The 14,235-nt window shown below is 66.6% G+C and carries 13 protein-coding genes; 6 read left to right on the top strand and 7 right to left on the bottom strand.

What is annotated here, in order from left to right:
* Positions 1-42 precede the first annotated feature (42 nt).
* Positions 43-936 carry a bile acid:sodium symporter family protein gene (locus PSEEN_RS14415; RefSeq protein WP_011534269.1) on the bottom strand — a complete coding sequence of 298 codons (894 nt, stop codon included), beginning with the start codon at positions 934-936 and terminating at the stop codon, positions 43-45.
* 182 nt (positions 937-1,118) lie between these two features.
* Between PSEEN_RS14415 and PSEEN_RS14410 the strand changes: the two genes are divergently transcribed.
* Positions 1,119-1,997, top strand: a complete 879-nt coding sequence (locus PSEEN_RS14410) for a Dyp-type peroxidase (RefSeq protein WP_011534268.1) — start codon at positions 1,119-1,121, stop codon at positions 1,995-1,997.
* Between the two features lie 83 nt (positions 1,998-2,080).
* Here PSEEN_RS14410 and PSEEN_RS14405 read toward each other — a convergent pair whose 3' ends face one another.
* From PSEEN_RS14405 to PSEEN_RS14380, 6 genes are all read right to left on the bottom strand, one after another.
* Positions 2,081-3,388 (bottom strand): alginate export family protein, encoded by a 1,308-nt coding sequence (locus tag PSEEN_RS14405; RefSeq protein WP_011534267.1) that lies wholly within the window; start codon positions 3,386-3,388, stop codon positions 2,081-2,083.
* Positions 3,389-3,636: 248 nt separating this feature from the next.
* A complete protein-coding gene (locus PSEEN_RS14400) occupies positions 3,637-4,401 on the bottom strand; it encodes an SDR family oxidoreductase (protein WP_011534266.1) in 765 nt (254 codons plus the stop codon).
* Positions 4,398-5,189, bottom strand: a complete 792-nt coding sequence (locus PSEEN_RS14395) for an SDR family NAD(P)-dependent oxidoreductase (RefSeq protein ID WP_231845270.1) — start codon at positions 5,187-5,189, stop codon at positions 4,398-4,400. Before PSEEN_RS14395 ends, PSEEN_RS14400 begins: the two co-directional genes overlap by 4 nt.
* The gene (locus PSEEN_RS14390) at positions 5,186-6,004 is read right to left on the bottom strand and encodes a molybdenum cofactor biosynthesis F family protein (RefSeq protein WP_011534264.1); all 819 of its coding nucleotides are present in this window, start codon (positions 6,002-6,004) and stop codon (positions 5,186-5,188) included. Before PSEEN_RS14390 ends, PSEEN_RS14395 begins: the two co-directional genes overlap by 4 nt.
* A gap of 76 nt (positions 6,005-6,080) precedes the next feature.
* Positions 6,081-6,740, bottom strand: a complete 660-nt coding sequence (locus PSEEN_RS14385) for a helix-turn-helix transcriptional regulator (RefSeq protein ID WP_011534263.1) — start codon at positions 6,738-6,740, stop codon at positions 6,081-6,083.
* Between the two features lie 2 nt (positions 6,741-6,742).
* A complete protein-coding gene (locus PSEEN_RS14380; RefSeq protein WP_011534262.1) occupies positions 6,743-8,230 on the bottom strand; it encodes an aldehyde dehydrogenase family protein in 1,488 nt (495 codons plus the stop codon).
* Between the two features lie 346 nt (positions 8,231-8,576).
* On the opposite strand from PSEEN_RS14380, the gene PSEEN_RS14375 reads away from it, so the two are divergent.
* From PSEEN_RS14375 to feaR, 5 genes are all read left to right on the top strand, one after another.
* Positions 8,577-9,746, top strand: a complete 1,170-nt coding sequence (locus PSEEN_RS14375; RefSeq protein WP_011534261.1) for a p-hydroxyphenylacetate 3-hydroxylase oxygenase component — start codon at positions 8,577-8,579, stop codon at positions 9,744-9,746.
* A 32-nt stretch (positions 9,747-9,778) separates the two neighbouring features.
* A complete protein-coding gene (locus PSEEN_RS14370; protein ID WP_011534260.1) occupies positions 9,779-10,696 on the top strand; it encodes a p-hydroxyphenylacetate 3-hydroxylase reductase component in 918 nt (305 codons plus the stop codon).
* A gap of 311 nt (positions 10,697-11,007) precedes the next feature.
* Positions 11,008-12,507 (top strand): APC family permease, encoded by a 1,500-nt coding sequence (locus PSEEN_RS14365; RefSeq protein ID WP_011534259.1) that lies wholly within the window; start codon positions 11,008-11,010, stop codon positions 12,505-12,507.
* Positions 12,488-13,051, top strand: coding sequence for a DUF3156 family protein (locus PSEEN_RS14360; protein WP_044488182.1), 564 nt, complete (start codon positions 12,488-12,490; stop codon positions 13,049-13,051). The genes PSEEN_RS14365 and PSEEN_RS14360 overlap by 20 nt, the downstream gene beginning before the upstream one ends.
* A 178-nt stretch (positions 13,052-13,229) precedes the next feature.
* Entirely contained in the window at positions 13,230-14,201 is a 972-nt protein-coding gene (gene feaR, locus PSEEN_RS14355; RefSeq protein ID WP_083789180.1) for a transcriptional regulator FeaR, read from the top strand.
* Positions 14,202-14,235 lie beyond the last annotated feature (34 nt).

The raw sequence follows: 14,235 nt of genomic DNA, 5'->3' as shown, positions 1-14,235 counted from the left end.
GTGCCATGCACCGCGTTGCCCGTATCGCGGCTGAAGCCGCTCCTACAGAGCCCCTGTGCTATGCGCGATCCCGGCCTTTTGCCCGCGGCTCACCCACCAGCCGAACCCCGCCGCCGTGAAGAACATGATCAGGCTGTAGATCGCCGCCGGCACCGCCATGGTCGCGTTGTTCAGCAGCGTCGGGCTCAGGGCCAGGGCGATGGCCAGGGTGCCGTTGTGAATGCCGATCTCCATGCCGATGGCGATCGCCTGGCGCCGGGGGATGCTCAGCAGCCTTGGCACCCAGTAGCCCACCCCCAGGCTCAGCAGGTTGAACAGCAGTGCGGCGCCACCCACCACCGGCGCGTACTCGACCACCGTCTGCCAGTCCTTGGCCAGCGCCAGCACGATGGTGAACGCCAGGAACAACGCCGCCACCAGCTTCATCGGTTTTTCCATGCGCGCGGCGAAGCGCGGCGCCCAGTGGCGGATCAGCATGCCCAGCGCCACCGGCAGCAGGACGATGGCGAACACCTGCATGACCTTGGCGAATTGCAACGGGATGGCCTGGTCGGACGCCATGAACCAGGTCAGCGACAGGTTCACCAGCAACGGCATGGTGAGGATGGCGATCAGCGAATTGACCGCGGTGAGGGTGATGTTCAGCGCCACGTCGCCATGGGCCAGGTGGCTGAACAGGTTGGCCGTGGTACCGCCCGGCGAGGCGGCCAGCAGCATCAGCCCCACCGCCAGCGCCGACTCCAGGCCGAAGCCGTTGGCGATCAGAAAACACACCAGCGGCAGCAGCAGGATCTGGCAGGTCAGCCCGATCACCACGGGTTTCGGGTATTTGACCACCCGGGCGAAGTCGGCCAGGGTCAGCGACAACCCCAGGCCGAGCATGATGATGCCCAGGGCGAGGGGCAGGACGGCGGTGAGCAGCGGCGAGGCGGTCATGGGCGGTCTCTCGGGCGAAGGATCCCGGGAGTCTAGGTGGCGTTGGAACGATAGCTAATTGCAATACACCTTTCTTGGTAACCGTTTGTTACTAAACTGGCCCGGCACAGCGGCCCTGGGTCGCGTTGCGATGCCGCGCCTGGCGCAGTAGCATTCCCGCTTTTGCCGAGGATTAGCCTGTCATGCCGTTCCAGCCAGGTCTGCTTGCCACACCGGTGCCGGCCCATGCCCGCCACCTGTTCTTCGCCCTCGACGCGGTCGAGGCCTTGCCCGCCGTCCTGGACCAACTGCTGCCGCAGGTCGATGGCAACAACCTGATCCTCGCCGTCGGCGCGCCGCTGGCCAAGGCCCTGGGCCGCGAAGTACCTGGCCTGCGCAGCTTCCCGCAACTGGACGCGGTGGTGGAGAACCCGGCCACCCAGCACGCCCTGTGGCTGTGGCTGCGCGGCGAGGAGCGTGGCGAGCTGTTCCTGCGCGCCCAGGCGCTGCAACAGGCCCTGGCACCGGCCCTGCGCCTGGTGGACAGCGTCGATGGCTTCCTGCACCGCGGTGGCCATGACCTGACCGGCTACGAAGACGGCACCGAGAACCCGGTGGATGAAGACGCCGTCGCCGCCGCCATCGTGCCGGGCGATGTGCCGGGCCTGGCGGGCTCGAGCTATGCCGCCTTCCAGCTGTGGAAGCACGACCTGAACTACTTCAAGTCGCTGCCCCAGGGCGAGCAGGACAACATCATCGGCCGCCGCCTGAGCGATAACGAAGAGCTTGACGACGCGCCCGAGTCGGCCCACGTCAAGCGCACCGCCCAGGAGAGCTTCGAGCCCGAGGCGTTCATCGTGCGTCGTTCGGTGGCCTGGGCCGACGAGCGCGGCGCGGGTCTGGCGTTTGTGGCGCTGGGGTATTCGTTCGATGCCTTCGAGGTGCAACTGCGCCGCATGAGCGGGCTGGAAGATGGCGTGATCGATGGTTTGTACCGCTTCAGCCGGCCGCTGAGCGGTGGCTACTATTGGTGCCCGCCGTTGAACGAAGCCGGCGCTGACCTGCGTCTGTTGCTGGGCTAGTTGCGGGCGGTTCGCCAGCAAGCTGGCTCCTACAAGTAGTGCGCGGTGAACTTGTAGGAGCCAGCTTGCTGGCGAACCGCTGCTCAGAACGGCACCGCCACCGTCAACTGGCTGTACACATTGGTCCCACTCCCCACCTGGTTCCCGCCATTGCTCTGATCCTTGCGCGGCTTGAACAGCCCCAGCAGCGGGGTGACGATCAGGTGCTCGTTCACCGCCCATTCCACATACAGGTCCAGTTCCTGCGCATCGAGGTTGAGGGTGTCGCGGGTACGCACGGTATTGAAGTCGAAGAACAGCGCACCCACGGTGACGTCGTCCCGTGGCGTGGCCTTCAAGCCGACATGGTGGATGCCGCTGTTGGTGTTGAACGGCCCGGCATAGTTGCCCGCCACCTCACCCTGGATCCAGGTGCCGTAGCCGCCGGACAGGCCGGTGAACAGCAGGTCCCAACCTGCTGAGTAGCGGGTGTAGCGGTAGGTCAGCTGCGGCGCCCATGGCGCCTCGGCGAAGGTGTAGCCGGCCTCGGCGTACCAGGCTGTTTCCCGGCCGCCACGCGTGTCCTGCCAGGCGTATTCGAAGGCCAGGCGGGTATTGGCCAAGCCGGCGTTGCCCTCACCGCGCAGGCTGTATACATCCATGCCTTCGCGGGCCTTCTGGAAATCGCTGGCCCACTGGTCGGCGACATCGATGCCGTGGATATAGGTCAGGCCCAGGGTGCCCAGCGCGTGGGTGTAGTCCAGGGTGCCGGCGGCCAGTTCGGTTTCGGCCTGGGCGCGGTTGTCGGATTTAAGCCAGAGCACGCTGCCGTGCAAACCCTCCTTGCCGCCCAGGCGCAGCACCGCCGTGCGGTCGAAGGCATGCCGGGCGCCAAGGTAGAAGCCACCGCCGCGGTTGAGATGGCCCTCGGCCGGGCCTTTGCCGAGGTTGGGGCCGTCGTCGTTGATCAGGAAACCGCTGCCCAGACGAATCACCTGGCGGCCACCGGAAATGTCCACGCCATCCTGGCCCAGCAACGGGAACAGAGCGCCGGAGCGCCAACCCAGGTAGGCGTCCTCGATCTTGGTGGTGCGTTCGGAGCCATCCTGGTTGCCCCCGGCATCGCCGTCGCCCCAGGCGCCGGAGCTTACCCAGTTCAGCGCACCGTAAAGGCTGCCGTTGCCGGCCAGGCCCTGGTCTCCGCTCAGGCCGTACTTGATGAAGCCTTCGCGCCAGGTCGAGCCACCAGGCGTGCCGTCATAGTTGTGGCGGCTGTTGAACATGCCCCAGACCGCAAGCAGGTCGGCGTTCAGGTGGGTGTCGTCGTCGGCGTACAGCTCGTGGGCCGAAGTGGCCTGGCCCGTGACCAGCAAGGCCAGGGCCAGGGCGGTACGGCGTGGGGTGAGACGCATGGATCGTTCCTCGTTCGTTATGTGCGGTCTTGGGGCCGCGTTGTTGTGGAGGCAGGTGTCGCAGGGCGACGGGGCATTAGCGCGTGGAACGGTGGGGCGGGTCTTGCCCGTGGCTGCCAGCGCGCTTGCACCTGGCCGCCATTGCGGTGGCTGCGCCTGTAGGAGCGGGTTTACCCGCGAACACCGGCGAAGCCGGTGCCCTGCAGCTAGGTGCCTGCATCGCGGGTAAACCCGCTCCTACAACGGCCTCATTGGGCGGGGGTTTCCGGCAAGGTGGCGCCACCGTCGACGATCAAGGTCTGGCCGGTGATATAGCCGGCCGCATCGGACGCCAGGAACAACATCGCCGCGGCGATATCGGCCGGTTCGCCAAGGCGCCCCAGCGGCACCCCTGCGGCAATCCGCGCATTCAGCGCGGCGTCGCCGAGGTTGCCCATGGCCGGCGTGCGCACCATCCCCGGCTCGACCCCGTTGACCCGCACATTCAACGGCGCCAGCTCCAGCGCGGCATTGCGAATGAAACCGTTGACGCCGGCCTTGGACGCGGCGTAATGGCTCAGGCCCGGGTAGGCCACCCGTGGTCCGGTCACCGACGAGGTCGCCAGCACGCAGCCTCTTCTTTGTTTGCGAAACAGCGGCAAGGCGCCCTGGGTGAGCCAGAACAGCGCACCTAGGTTCACGGCCAGGGTGCGCTGCAACAGCGCCGGCGTGATGTCGGCAAACGGTGTGAGCGGAAAGTACGCGGCGTTGTGTACCAGTACGTCCAGGCGCGGCAAGCCGTCGAACAGCGCGCCAATGGCCTGGGCGTCGGCCAGGTCGAGCACCAGGGCCTGCACATCGCGGCCCTGGGCACGTTGCGCCTCGACCAATGAGGCCAACGCCACAGGCTCGACATCGACGGCCAGCACCCGCGCGCCATTGCCGGCAAAGCCCTCGACAATGGCCCGGCCGATGCCCCCGGCCGCCCCGGTGACCAGCACCGTGCGCCCGGCGAAATCGTAGCGCGCGCTCATGGCTGGTGCTCCAGGCGGGTGTAGGCCAAGGTCGGCACATCGACCACGGTCGAGCCGCCGTCGGCGGTGATCACCGCGCCAGTCACGATGCTCGCCTCGGCGCTGACCAGGAACTGGCACAAGGCGGCGATCTCGTCACTGTCTGCCGGGCGGCGCAGCGGCACATCGCGAGTGACGCGTTGGTAGGCGGCCTCCAGGTCCTCACCGTAATGGTCCATCAACGCCTGCATTTCCGCGTCTGCCATCGGGGTGCGCACCCAGCCCGGGCACACGCAGTTGACCCGCACGCCGGAAGGGCCATAGTCACGAGCCAGGGAGCGCATCAGGCCGACCAGGGCATGCTTGGCGGTGGTATAGCCGCACACCTCGGGCCCGGCCGCCAACGAGGCGATCGAACCGAGCAGCACCAGGCTGCCTCGGCTGGCCAAAAGCAACGGCAGGCAGGCGCGGGCAGTGTGGAAGGCACTGTCGAGGTTGCCGCGCAGCGCGTCATGCCAGGCGTCGTCGCTGGTATCGCCCGCACGCCCGAGGCCGTGGCCGCCGGCACAGGCAATGACGGCGTCGAGGCCGCCGAAGCGCGCCTCGACCTGCTCGATGAAGCCGCCCCAGGTGGCGCTGTCTGCCGCATCGCCCGCCAGCACCAGGCCGCCCGTTGCCTCGGCGACCCGTTCGAGCGCCGCTTGGCGCCGCCCCACCAGCGCCACCTGCCAGCCCTGGCGCGCCAGGCGCAGGGCACAGGCCGCGCCGATGCCGCTGCCGGCACCGGTGACCAGCACGCGGCGGCTCACTGCGGGTACTCCGTGCGGTTGACCACCCGGCAGTACGAGGACACCGGGAAGTTGGCCAGGGCATCGAAGCTGCCACCGGCATAGCCGAAGATCTTGCCGTCGCTGCGGTGTTGCTGCAGGTCGATCATCACCAGGCCCAAGGTCGGCACGATCTTCTCGCACCAGACGAACAGGTACAGCTGCTCGGCGATCTTGTAGTAGTAGGCGCGGTCGGTGTCGCAAAGACCTTGCTCGACCCCCTTGAGGCACTGCCAGCTGTAGTAGCCGGCATTCAGGTAGAGGTGCTCGTACTCTTCGGTCGGGCTGTAGCGGTAGTGGTTGCGCAGCCCCACCAGCTCGGTGGTCGGCGCGTGGGGGCAGGCGCCGTCCTGCCAGGGGCGGTCGAGGGTGCCGTGGAGGAAGGTCGCCTCGACGCCGGTCAAGGGTTCGCCGGCCAGGGCGCGGGTGTACAGGCCGCGTTCAGTCTGAGCCTGATTGGGCAAGCGGCCGAGCACGGCGGTGAAAGACCGGCTGAAGGTATCGAGCACCAGCGAGATCGACCAGGGCTGGCCGCCTTCCTGCTTGATGAAATCGACCAGGTACAGCCCATCGCGCACTGACGTGGCGCGGTAGCTGGCACTGCCGGTGCTGTGGCCGTCGGCGGCGTGCCAGTGCAGTCGGTCGGCATCGAAGCGGTGCTGGATGACCCAGCCATTGGCGAAGTGGAGGGTGAGCGTGCGCCTGGCAAGGTCGGCCCGTTGCGGCAGGATGAACGCTTGCGGGGCGAAGCCCTCGGCGAGGGCGCCCACGGTGATCCAGTCGGCGGGTTTGCTCATGGGGGTGACTCCTGTGGTTGGCTTGGCCACAGGGTGCAGTGCCACGGGAAGGCCTGGTATCAACCGGAAGGTTGAGTCACAGGAACAGGCTGGCCACAAGCTCGGTGCGGTTGCTCACCCCCAGCTTGCGGAACAGGTTGATCAGGTGGGTCTTCACCGTTGGCAGGCCAACCTCCAGTGCCCGGGCGATCAGCTTGTTGCTGGCGCCCTGGCGCAACAGTTCGGCAATCTGTCGCTCCCGTGGGGTGAGCGCGATGGGTACGGCGTTCTGTGCTAGCGGCTGGCTGGCCAGCGCCAGTTGCATCAACCCATGCAACGGCAGCAGCCGTTGCAGCTCGGCGTCACGGAACTCGCCCAGGCTGGCGCAGCGCAGCAGGGAAATGCCCGCGCGGGGTTGGCCGCGCACCTGGGCGATGATCTCCACCACATCCACCACCTGATGCTGCGCCAGGAACTGGCGATAGGTGCGGCCCTGGTCTTGCGGTAGATGGGCCAGGCCCTGGCGCAGCGACACCACCGGCCCGCCGATGGCCAGGCAATGCCCCGGCTGCAGCGGGTCGAAGGCCCGATAGCGTTCCAGATAGCGCGCGTGCATGGGCGCCTGCAGGTCCTGCAACAGGAAGTCGCAGGCCTGCTGCCCGGCGTCGATGCGGTAGAACGCCGCCAGGGACGCTGGCACCTGCTGGCTGAACGCCTGCAGGCAGTAGCGTCCCAGCTCGTCCAGGGCGTTGGCCATGGTCAGTAGCGGATCATCACCGACTTGAGCTCGGTGAAGTCATCGATGAAGGCCGAGCCGAATTCGCGGCCGATGCCGGAGGCCTTGATGCCGCCGAACGGCACGGCGGGGTCGAGCAGGGTGTGCATGTTCACCCACAGGGTGCCGGCCTGGACCTCCGGGATCAGGCGCATGACCTTGCCCAGGTCGTTGCTCCACAGGCTGGCGGACAGGCCGTAGGGGGTGGCGTTCATCAATTGCAGCAGCTCGTCTTCGTCGTCATAGGGCAGGAAGGTCGCCACCGGGCCGAAGGTTTCCTGGTTGAGCAAGCTGTCCTGGGCCGAATTGGCGAGGATTACCGTGGGTTCGACGAAGCAGCCTGGGCCTTCGCCGATGCGCCCGCCATGGACGATCTGACTGCCCTCGGCGCGGGCGAGGGCGAACAGCTCGGCGAGCTTCTGCTGGTGCGGCTTGTTGGCCACAGGGCCGAACTGGGTGGTTTCGTCCAGTGGCGAGCCGGTCTTGAGCTGCGCCAGGCGTAGCGCCAGGGCGTCGAGCAGCGGTTCGATCCGCGAGCGGTGGACGAAGAACCGCTCGCCGGCGGCGCAGATCTGCCCCGAATGCAGGAAACCGGCTTCGATGATGCCGTCCACCGCCTTGTCGATGCCCACGTCGGGCAGGAACGCCACCGAGTTCTTGCCGCCCAGCTCCAGGGTGGCGCGGGTCAGCTTGGCGCCCATGGCAGCCTGGCCGACGGCGATGCCGGTGGGTACGGAGCCGGTGAACGACACCTTGTCGGTACCTGGGTGTTCGACCAGCGCCTTGCCCACCAGGCCGCCGCCGGTCAGCACATTGAGCACGCCAGGTGGCAGCCCGGCCGCGCTGGCCAGCTCGGCGATACGCAGCAGGGTCAGCGGGGTGAACTCGCTGGGCTTGAGCACGATGCTGCACCCGGTGGTCAGCGCCGAGGCCAGTTTCCAGATGGCGATCATCGTCGCGAAGTTCCACGGCACGATGCCCACCACCACGCCCACCGGCTCGCGCAGGGTGAAGGCGCTGTAGCGCTCGCCGGCGAAGGAGGGCAGCGACGGGGTGAGGGTCTGGCCGCTGATCTTGGTCGCCCAGCCGGCGTAGTAGCGCAGGAAGTGCGCGGCCTGGTCCACCTCGAAGGCGCGGGCGATGCCGATCAGTTTGCCCGATTGCAGGGTTTCCAGCTGGGCCAGTTCCTCGCGGTGGGCTTCCAGCAGGTCCGCTAGCCGGAACAGCACCGCAGCGCGGGCGGCAGGACTGGTGCGTGACCAGGTCAGGAAGCCCTGGCGGCCGGAGGCGACGGCCTGCTCGACATCAGCCTGGTTGGCATCGGTGACCTGGGTGATGGGCTCGCCGTTAGCGGGGTTCACCACGCTGATGCGGGCGGCGGATTGGCTTGGGACGGCCTGACCATGGATGTACAGGCCATGGTCGCGGGCAAGGAACGCGGTGACGCTGGAAAGGAGGGGGATGTCGCTCATGCTTCGGCTCCGGGCAATGATTGTCCCCCTGTAGGAGCCAGCTTGCTGGCGAACCAAGGCTTGACACGGTCGTGGCAAGGTTCGCCAGCAAGCTGGCTCCTACAGGGGGGGGCGATCTCAGGTCTTTTGCCTGAGCTTAATGCGCTCGAGCCCTCACGATCTTGTCTGCCCATGCCAGCCCCATGACCCAGCCTGCCAGCGCGAAATAACCCACGAAAAATGCAATTCGAGGTGCGGAAGTTGCATTTTCCACCCCCGGCGCGGCTCCCATACTGACCCGGCATTCATCAGCGGGCCGCCACTTGATGGCCACGCTCGCCACGGTCCAATAACAATGAGCCAGATCATGAAAAAGCCAAACGCCCTGCTTGAAGACCTCAAGCCCCTGTTGCCCGCCATCGCCGCCCGCGCCGACCAGGCCGAGCGCGAGCGCAGCGTGCCCGCCGAAAACATCGCCCTGCTCAAGGGCATCGGCCTGCACAGGGCCTTTCAGCCCTGGCACTACGGCGGCCTGGAAATCAGCCTGCCGCAGTTCGCCGAATGCATCGGCGCCCTGGCTGGCGCCTGCGCTAGCACGGCCTGGGCCATGAGCCTGCTGTGCACCCACAGCCACCAGCTGGCGATGTTTTCGGCCAGGTTGCAGGACGAGCTCTGGCTGGACGACCCGGATGCCACCGCAAGCAGCAGCATCGCCCCGTTCGGCCGCACCGAGGAGGTGGAGGGTGGCGTGCTGTTCAGCGGCGAGATGGGCTGGAGCAGCGGCTGCGACCACGCCGAGTGGGCGATCATGGGCTTTCGCCGGGCCAACCCGCAGGGCGGTCAGGACTACTGCTTTGCCGTGCTGCCGCGCAGCGACTACCAGATCCGCGACGACTGGTTCGCCGCCGGCATGCGCGCCAGTGGCAGCCGCACCCTGGTGGTCGACCGCGCCTTCGTGCCCGAGCATCGCATCCAGAAGGCCCGGGACATGATGGAAGGCCAGTCGGCGGGGTTCGGCCTGTACCCGGACAGCGCCCTCTACTTCAACCCTTACCGCCCGTACTTCGCCAGTGGCTTCTCGACGGTCAGCCTGGGCATCGCCGAGAGGATGCTTGAAGCGTTCAAGGACAAGACCCGCCACCGCGTGCGCGCCTACACCGGTGCCGCCGTCGGCGCCGCCACGCCGGCGTTGATGCGCCTGGCCGAATCCACCCACCAGGTCGCCGCGGCCCGCGCCTTGCTGGAAAAAAGCTGGGAGCAGATCGCCGACTACAGCGCCCGCCACCAATACCCGACGCGCACGGAGCTGGCGTTCTGGCGCACCAACCAGGGGTATGCCGTGAAACTGTGCATCCAGGCGGTGGACCGGTTGATGGAAGCCGCCGGTGGCGGCGCCTGGTTCGACAGCAGCGAACTGCAGCGACTGTTCCGTGACGCCCACATGACAGGTGCCCATGCCTACACCGACTACGACGTCTGCGCGCAGATCCTCGGCCGTGAGCTAATGGGACTGGAGCCGGATCCAGCAATGACCTGAGCCCTAGAACAACAACGAATCCGGAGCCTTGCATGACTACCTCGTTCGACGCTCGCGCGTTCCGCCGCGCCTTGGGCAACTTCGCCACCGGCGTGACCGTGATCACCGCCGCCGATGCCGCCGGCCGCAAGGTCGGTGTCACCGCCAACAGCTTCAATTCGGTGTCCCTCGACCCGCCGCTGGTCCTTTGGAGCATCGACAAGCGCTCCAGCAGCCACGCCGTGTTCGAGGCCGCCGGGCATTTCGCGGTCAATGTGCTGGCCGCTGACCAGGTCGACCTGTCCAATGCCTTCGCCCGCCCCAGCGACGACCGCTTTGCCGGCATCGAGTACGAGGTGGGCGAGGGCGGCGCACCGCTGTTGGCCGACTGCGCGGCGCGCTTTCGGTGCCAGACGTTCCAGCAGCTCGATGGCGGCGACCACTGGATCCTGGTGGGCAGGGTGCTGGCGTTCGACGACTTCGGCCGCTCGCCCTTGCTCTATCACCAGGGCGCCTATTCCATGGTCCTGCCACACCCGCGCATGGCCCCGCGTGGCGATGACCGCAGTCACTTCCAGGGCCGCTTGCAGCACAACCTGTACTACCTGATGACCCAGGCTCTGCGCGCTTACCAGGGCGATTACCAACCCCGGCAACTGGCCACCGGCTTGCGCACCAGCGAGGCCCGTATGCTGATGGTGCTGGAACACGACGCAGGCCTCGCGCCAGCCGACCTTTTGCGGGAGGTGGCGATGCCTGAGCGCGAGGTCGGCGAAGCCGTGGCCAACCTTACGCGCAAGGGACTGGTGGCTGAGGATAATGGCCGGGTCTGTCTGACCGAGGACGGTCGTGAGGCAACCGAGGGGCTGTGGGGTATTGCCCAGACCCAGCAGGAGCAGGTGTTTGGCCAGTTCAGCCACGAACAGTTGGACACCTTCAAGACCGTGCTCAAGGCGATCATCGCCCGTTGATTTGGAATGCCCCCTGTAGGAGCGGCTTCAGCCGCGATCACCCGCGAAGCGGGTGCCGGCCATCGCGTTGCCTGCGTCGTGGCTAAAGCCGCTCCTACAGGTGTCTGTAAACCTGTAGGAGCCATCCTTGCTGGCGAACACCGGCAAGGCCGGTGCCAGGCAATGCGCTGAGCAATATCGATGAATCACTGGTTTTCGCCAACGCTGGCAGAGAATTGCAAGGCCAGCGGCAGGCAGGGGCAAGACAGCGCCATGGACACAGGCCACAGTAACCCGGCATAGCACTTTCCTCGTCCAGCCAGGGCCCGCCCATGACAATCAACAATAAGCTCACCGAGCACCTGAACCGCGGCACCGTCGGTTTCCCCACCGCGTTGGCCAGCACCGTCGGCCTGATCATGGCCAGCCCCGTGATCCTTACCGCGACCATGGGCTTCGGCATCGGCGGCAGCGCCTTCGCCGTTGCCATGGTGATCGCCGCGGTGATGATGCTCGCGCAATCGACCACCTTCGCCGAAGCGGCGGCGATCCTGCCGACCACCGGTTCCGTATACGACTACATCAACTGCGGCCTGGGCCGCTTCTTCGCCATCACCGGCACCCTGTCGGCCTACCTGATCGTGCATGTGTTCGCCGGCACCGCCGAGACCATCCTCTCCGGGGTGATGGCCCTGGTGAACTTCGAGCACCTCAACACCCTCGCCGAATCGGCCGGTGGCTCGTGGCTGCTGGGGGTGGGCTTCGTGCTGGTGTTCGGCGTGCTCAACGCCTTCGGTGTCAGCGCCTTCGGCCGCGCCGAAGTGGTGCTGACCTTTGGCATGTGGACCACGCTGATGGTATTCGGCGTGCTCGGCGTGATCGCCGCGCCGGCCGTCGAACTGGAGGGGCCGTTCGGGGTGTCGCTGGTGGGGACCGACCTGATGACCATCCTGTCGCTGGTGGGCATGGCCATGTTCATGTTCGTCGGCTGCGAGTTCGTTACCCCGCTGGCTCCGGAGCTGCGCCGCTCGGCCTGGGTGATGCCCAAGGCCATGGCCCTCGGGCTGTTCGGCGTGGCCAGTTGCATGTTCATCTATGGCGCGGCGATGAAACGCCAGGTGGAGAACGTGGTGCTCGACGCTGCCAGCGGCGTGCACCTGCTGGACACGCCCATGGCCATCCCACGCTTCGCCGAGCAGGTGATGGGCGATATCGGCCCGGTGTGGCTGGGCATCGGTTTCCTGTTCGCCGGCGCCGCCACCATCAACACGCTGATGGCCGGCGTGCCGCGGATCCTCTACGGCATGGCCGTGGACGGCGCCCTGCCCAAGGTCTTCACCTACCTGCACCCGCGCTTCAAGACGCCGCTGCTGTGCATACTGGTGGTGGCGCTGATCCCCTGCCTGCACGCCTGGTACCTGGGCGGCAACACCGACAATATCCTGCACCTGGTGCTGGCCGCGGTGTGTGCCTGGAGCACGGCCTACCTGCTGGTGACCCTGTCGGTGGTGATCCTGCGTATCCGCCGCCCCGACCTGCCGCGCGCCTACCGTTCGCCGCTGTTTCCGTTGCCGCAGATCGTCTCCAGCATCGGTATCCTGCTGGGCATGTGGTTCATCACCCCGCCGGGCATGAACCCCGCCGATGTGTACGTGCCGTTTGCCGTGATGCTTGGCGCCACTGCCGTGTATGCACTGTTCTGGACGCTGTGCGTGCAGAAGGTCAACCCGTTCAGGCCGGCGCGGGTCGAGGACGTGCTGGAGAAAGAGTTCGCCGCCGAGCCCGGCCAATCCCGCAGCGAGCAGGTGCGGCATGTCGGCAAGCTGGCTTGAGCGCCTGACAGGGCCGCGTGCCCCGGCTGGATACCGGCCAGGGGCGACCTTGCAGCGAGTGTGGCGAAACCTGGGATTGACGGATTTGCAATCCGCAGCATCGTTTACCTACCGCGAGGATGGCCCGCGGATCGAAGTGCGCGAGCGTACCGAGCGTCATCTGCTGATGCATCTGGTGATGTGCGAGTTCATCCTGCGCGTGCCTGCCTTGAGGCAGGGCACGCTGCGGGCCGAGCTGCATCATACGGGTGCGCTGCGCCGCACTGGCCTGACGTGCCGTCTGCGTGGCGGCGACCAGGAATTGTTCGAGGCGCTCGAGTCACGCCTCGAAGAGGTTCACGCCACCTTGATGCCCTTGGACTTCAAGCGCCTGGCCATCGAGTGCCACGATGGCCAATGGCAGGTGACCCTGGAGCACATGGGCGCCAGTGAGGTGGTCAATCGCATGCCAGCCTTCCGTCGATACATCCCCCTCGCTGGCGAGCAGTGCTGTCACCTCTGGCAGGCCTTCGACGCCCTGGCGAACGCCCTGCGCGGTCTCTGAATCCAACCTCTCTTGGTAGGAGCGGCTTCAGCCGCGATCACCCGCAAAGCGGGTGCCAGGCACCGCGATACCTGCATCGCGGCTAAAGCCGCTCCTACAAGAGATGACAGTTGTACGTTCATTGATAACATGTTAACAATTGCCTCCATAACAACAATCGTTGCGAGTGGAGGTTGTCATGTCCTTGCCCCAGCCCGCTTCAGTGCACCGCGCAAGCCCGGCCCACGACGGCCTGGAGCGCTGGACCACGGCCATGCAGCGGGTCTGTGGCCAGTTCCAGACCGAACTGGCCTTCAACCGCTCGCTGTTCATCGGCGAGGTCTCGACCTTCAACCGCGCCGGCTTGGCCCTGGCCAACCTGCGCACCAACGCCGGCAATATCCGCCGCCTGGGCGACAACCCCGACCGCGACGACGACCAGCACTGTTTCCTGGTCAGCCAGCGCATGGGCTATTCGCAGATCACCCAGGGCGGCGTCAGCATCCAGCTGTCGCCCGGCGAGCTGCTGCTGATGGACTCGGTGGGGCCTTGTGAAATCACCCCGTTCGGGTTGATCGAGCATGTCTCGCTGGCGCTGTCCCGCGAGCAGGTGCGCAAGCACGTGACCGGGCCGGGGGCGACCTTCGGCAAGATCTCCTCGACCAACGCCTGCGGGCGCATGCTGCACCTGCTGATGGACCAGCTGTGCCGCGAAGGGGACGATACCGGTGGCACGCAAGGCGAGGCCCTGCAGGCGGCCTTCATCGCCCTGTTGGAGCCGGGCTTCGAACGGGTCGACGACAACCCCGGCGCGCTGTCGGGCCTCAGTGGCGGCAACCTGCGCGGCTACGTGCAGAAGGTCATCGACGAGTCACTGGGCCAGCCCGGCCTGACACCAGCCAACCTGGCCGAACGCCTGAGCATTTCGGTGCGGCATCTGTACCGGTTGTTCGAGGAGGAGGGTGACAGCGTCTGCCGGTATATCCAGCGTTCGCGGCTCAAGCGCAGTGCGGACGATCTGTCCAACCCGTTCCTCAAGCGTGAATCGATCACCTCCATCGCCTACAAATGGGGGTTTACCGATTCTGCGCATTTCAGCCGGGCGTTCAAGAAACAGTTCGAGCAGTCGCCGAAGGACTTTCGGGCAATGGCGTTGATGGCGGGGCGTTAGCAGTGGTTGGGCGGTATGGGGATCAAGCGCCGCT

It is taken from the genome of Pseudomonas entomophila L48 (assembly GCF_000026105.1).
Classification (GTDB): Bacteria; Pseudomonadota; Gammaproteobacteria; order Pseudomonadales; family Pseudomonadaceae; genus Aquipseudomonas; species Aquipseudomonas entomophila.
The sequence above is the reverse complement of the archived record's forward strand: the minus strand, read 5'-3'. Positions and strand labels throughout refer to the sequence as shown.

Coding starts and splice junctions, on each gene's coding strand:
- PSEEN_RS14415 (WP_011534269.1), bottom strand. CDS start 936: ATGACCGCCTCGCCGCTGCTCACCGCCGTCCTGCCCCTCGCCCTGGGC.
- PSEEN_RS14410 (WP_011534268.1), top strand. CDS start 1,119: ATGCCGTTCCAGCCAGGTCTGCTTGCCACACCGGTGCCGGCCCATGCC.
- PSEEN_RS14405 (WP_011534267.1), bottom strand. CDS start 3,388: ATGCGTCTCACCCCACGCCGTACCGCCCTGGCCCTGGCCTTGCTGGTC.
- PSEEN_RS14400 (WP_011534266.1), bottom strand. CDS start 4,401: ATGAGCGCGCGCTACGATTTCGCCGGGCGCACGGTGCTGGTCACCGGG.
- PSEEN_RS14390 (WP_011534264.1), bottom strand. CDS start 6,004: ATGAGCAAACCCGCCGACTGGATCACCGTGGGCGCCCTCGCCGAGGGC.
- PSEEN_RS14385 (WP_011534263.1), bottom strand. CDS start 6,740: ATGGCCAACGCCCTGGACGAGCTGGGACGCTACTGCCTGCAGGCGTTC.
- PSEEN_RS14380 (WP_011534262.1), bottom strand. CDS start 8,230: ATGAGCGACATCCCCCTCCTTTCCAGCGTCACCGCGTTCCTTGCCCGC.
- PSEEN_RS14375 (WP_011534261.1), top strand. CDS start 8,577: ATGAAAAAGCCAAACGCCCTGCTTGAAGACCTCAAGCCCCTGTTGCCC.
- PSEEN_RS14370 (WP_011534260.1), top strand. CDS start 9,779: ATGACTACCTCGTTCGACGCTCGCGCGTTCCGCCGCGCCTTGGGCAAC.
- PSEEN_RS14365 (WP_011534259.1), top strand. CDS start 11,008: ATGACAATCAACAATAAGCTCACCGAGCACCTGAACCGCGGCACCGTC.
- PSEEN_RS14360 (WP_044488182.1), top strand. CDS start 12,488: ATGTCGGCAAGCTGGCTTGAGCGCCTGACAGGGCCGCGTGCCCCGGCT.
- feaR (WP_083789180.1), top strand. CDS start 13,230: ATGTCCTTGCCCCAGCCCGCTTCAGTGCACCGCGCAAGCCCGGCCCAC.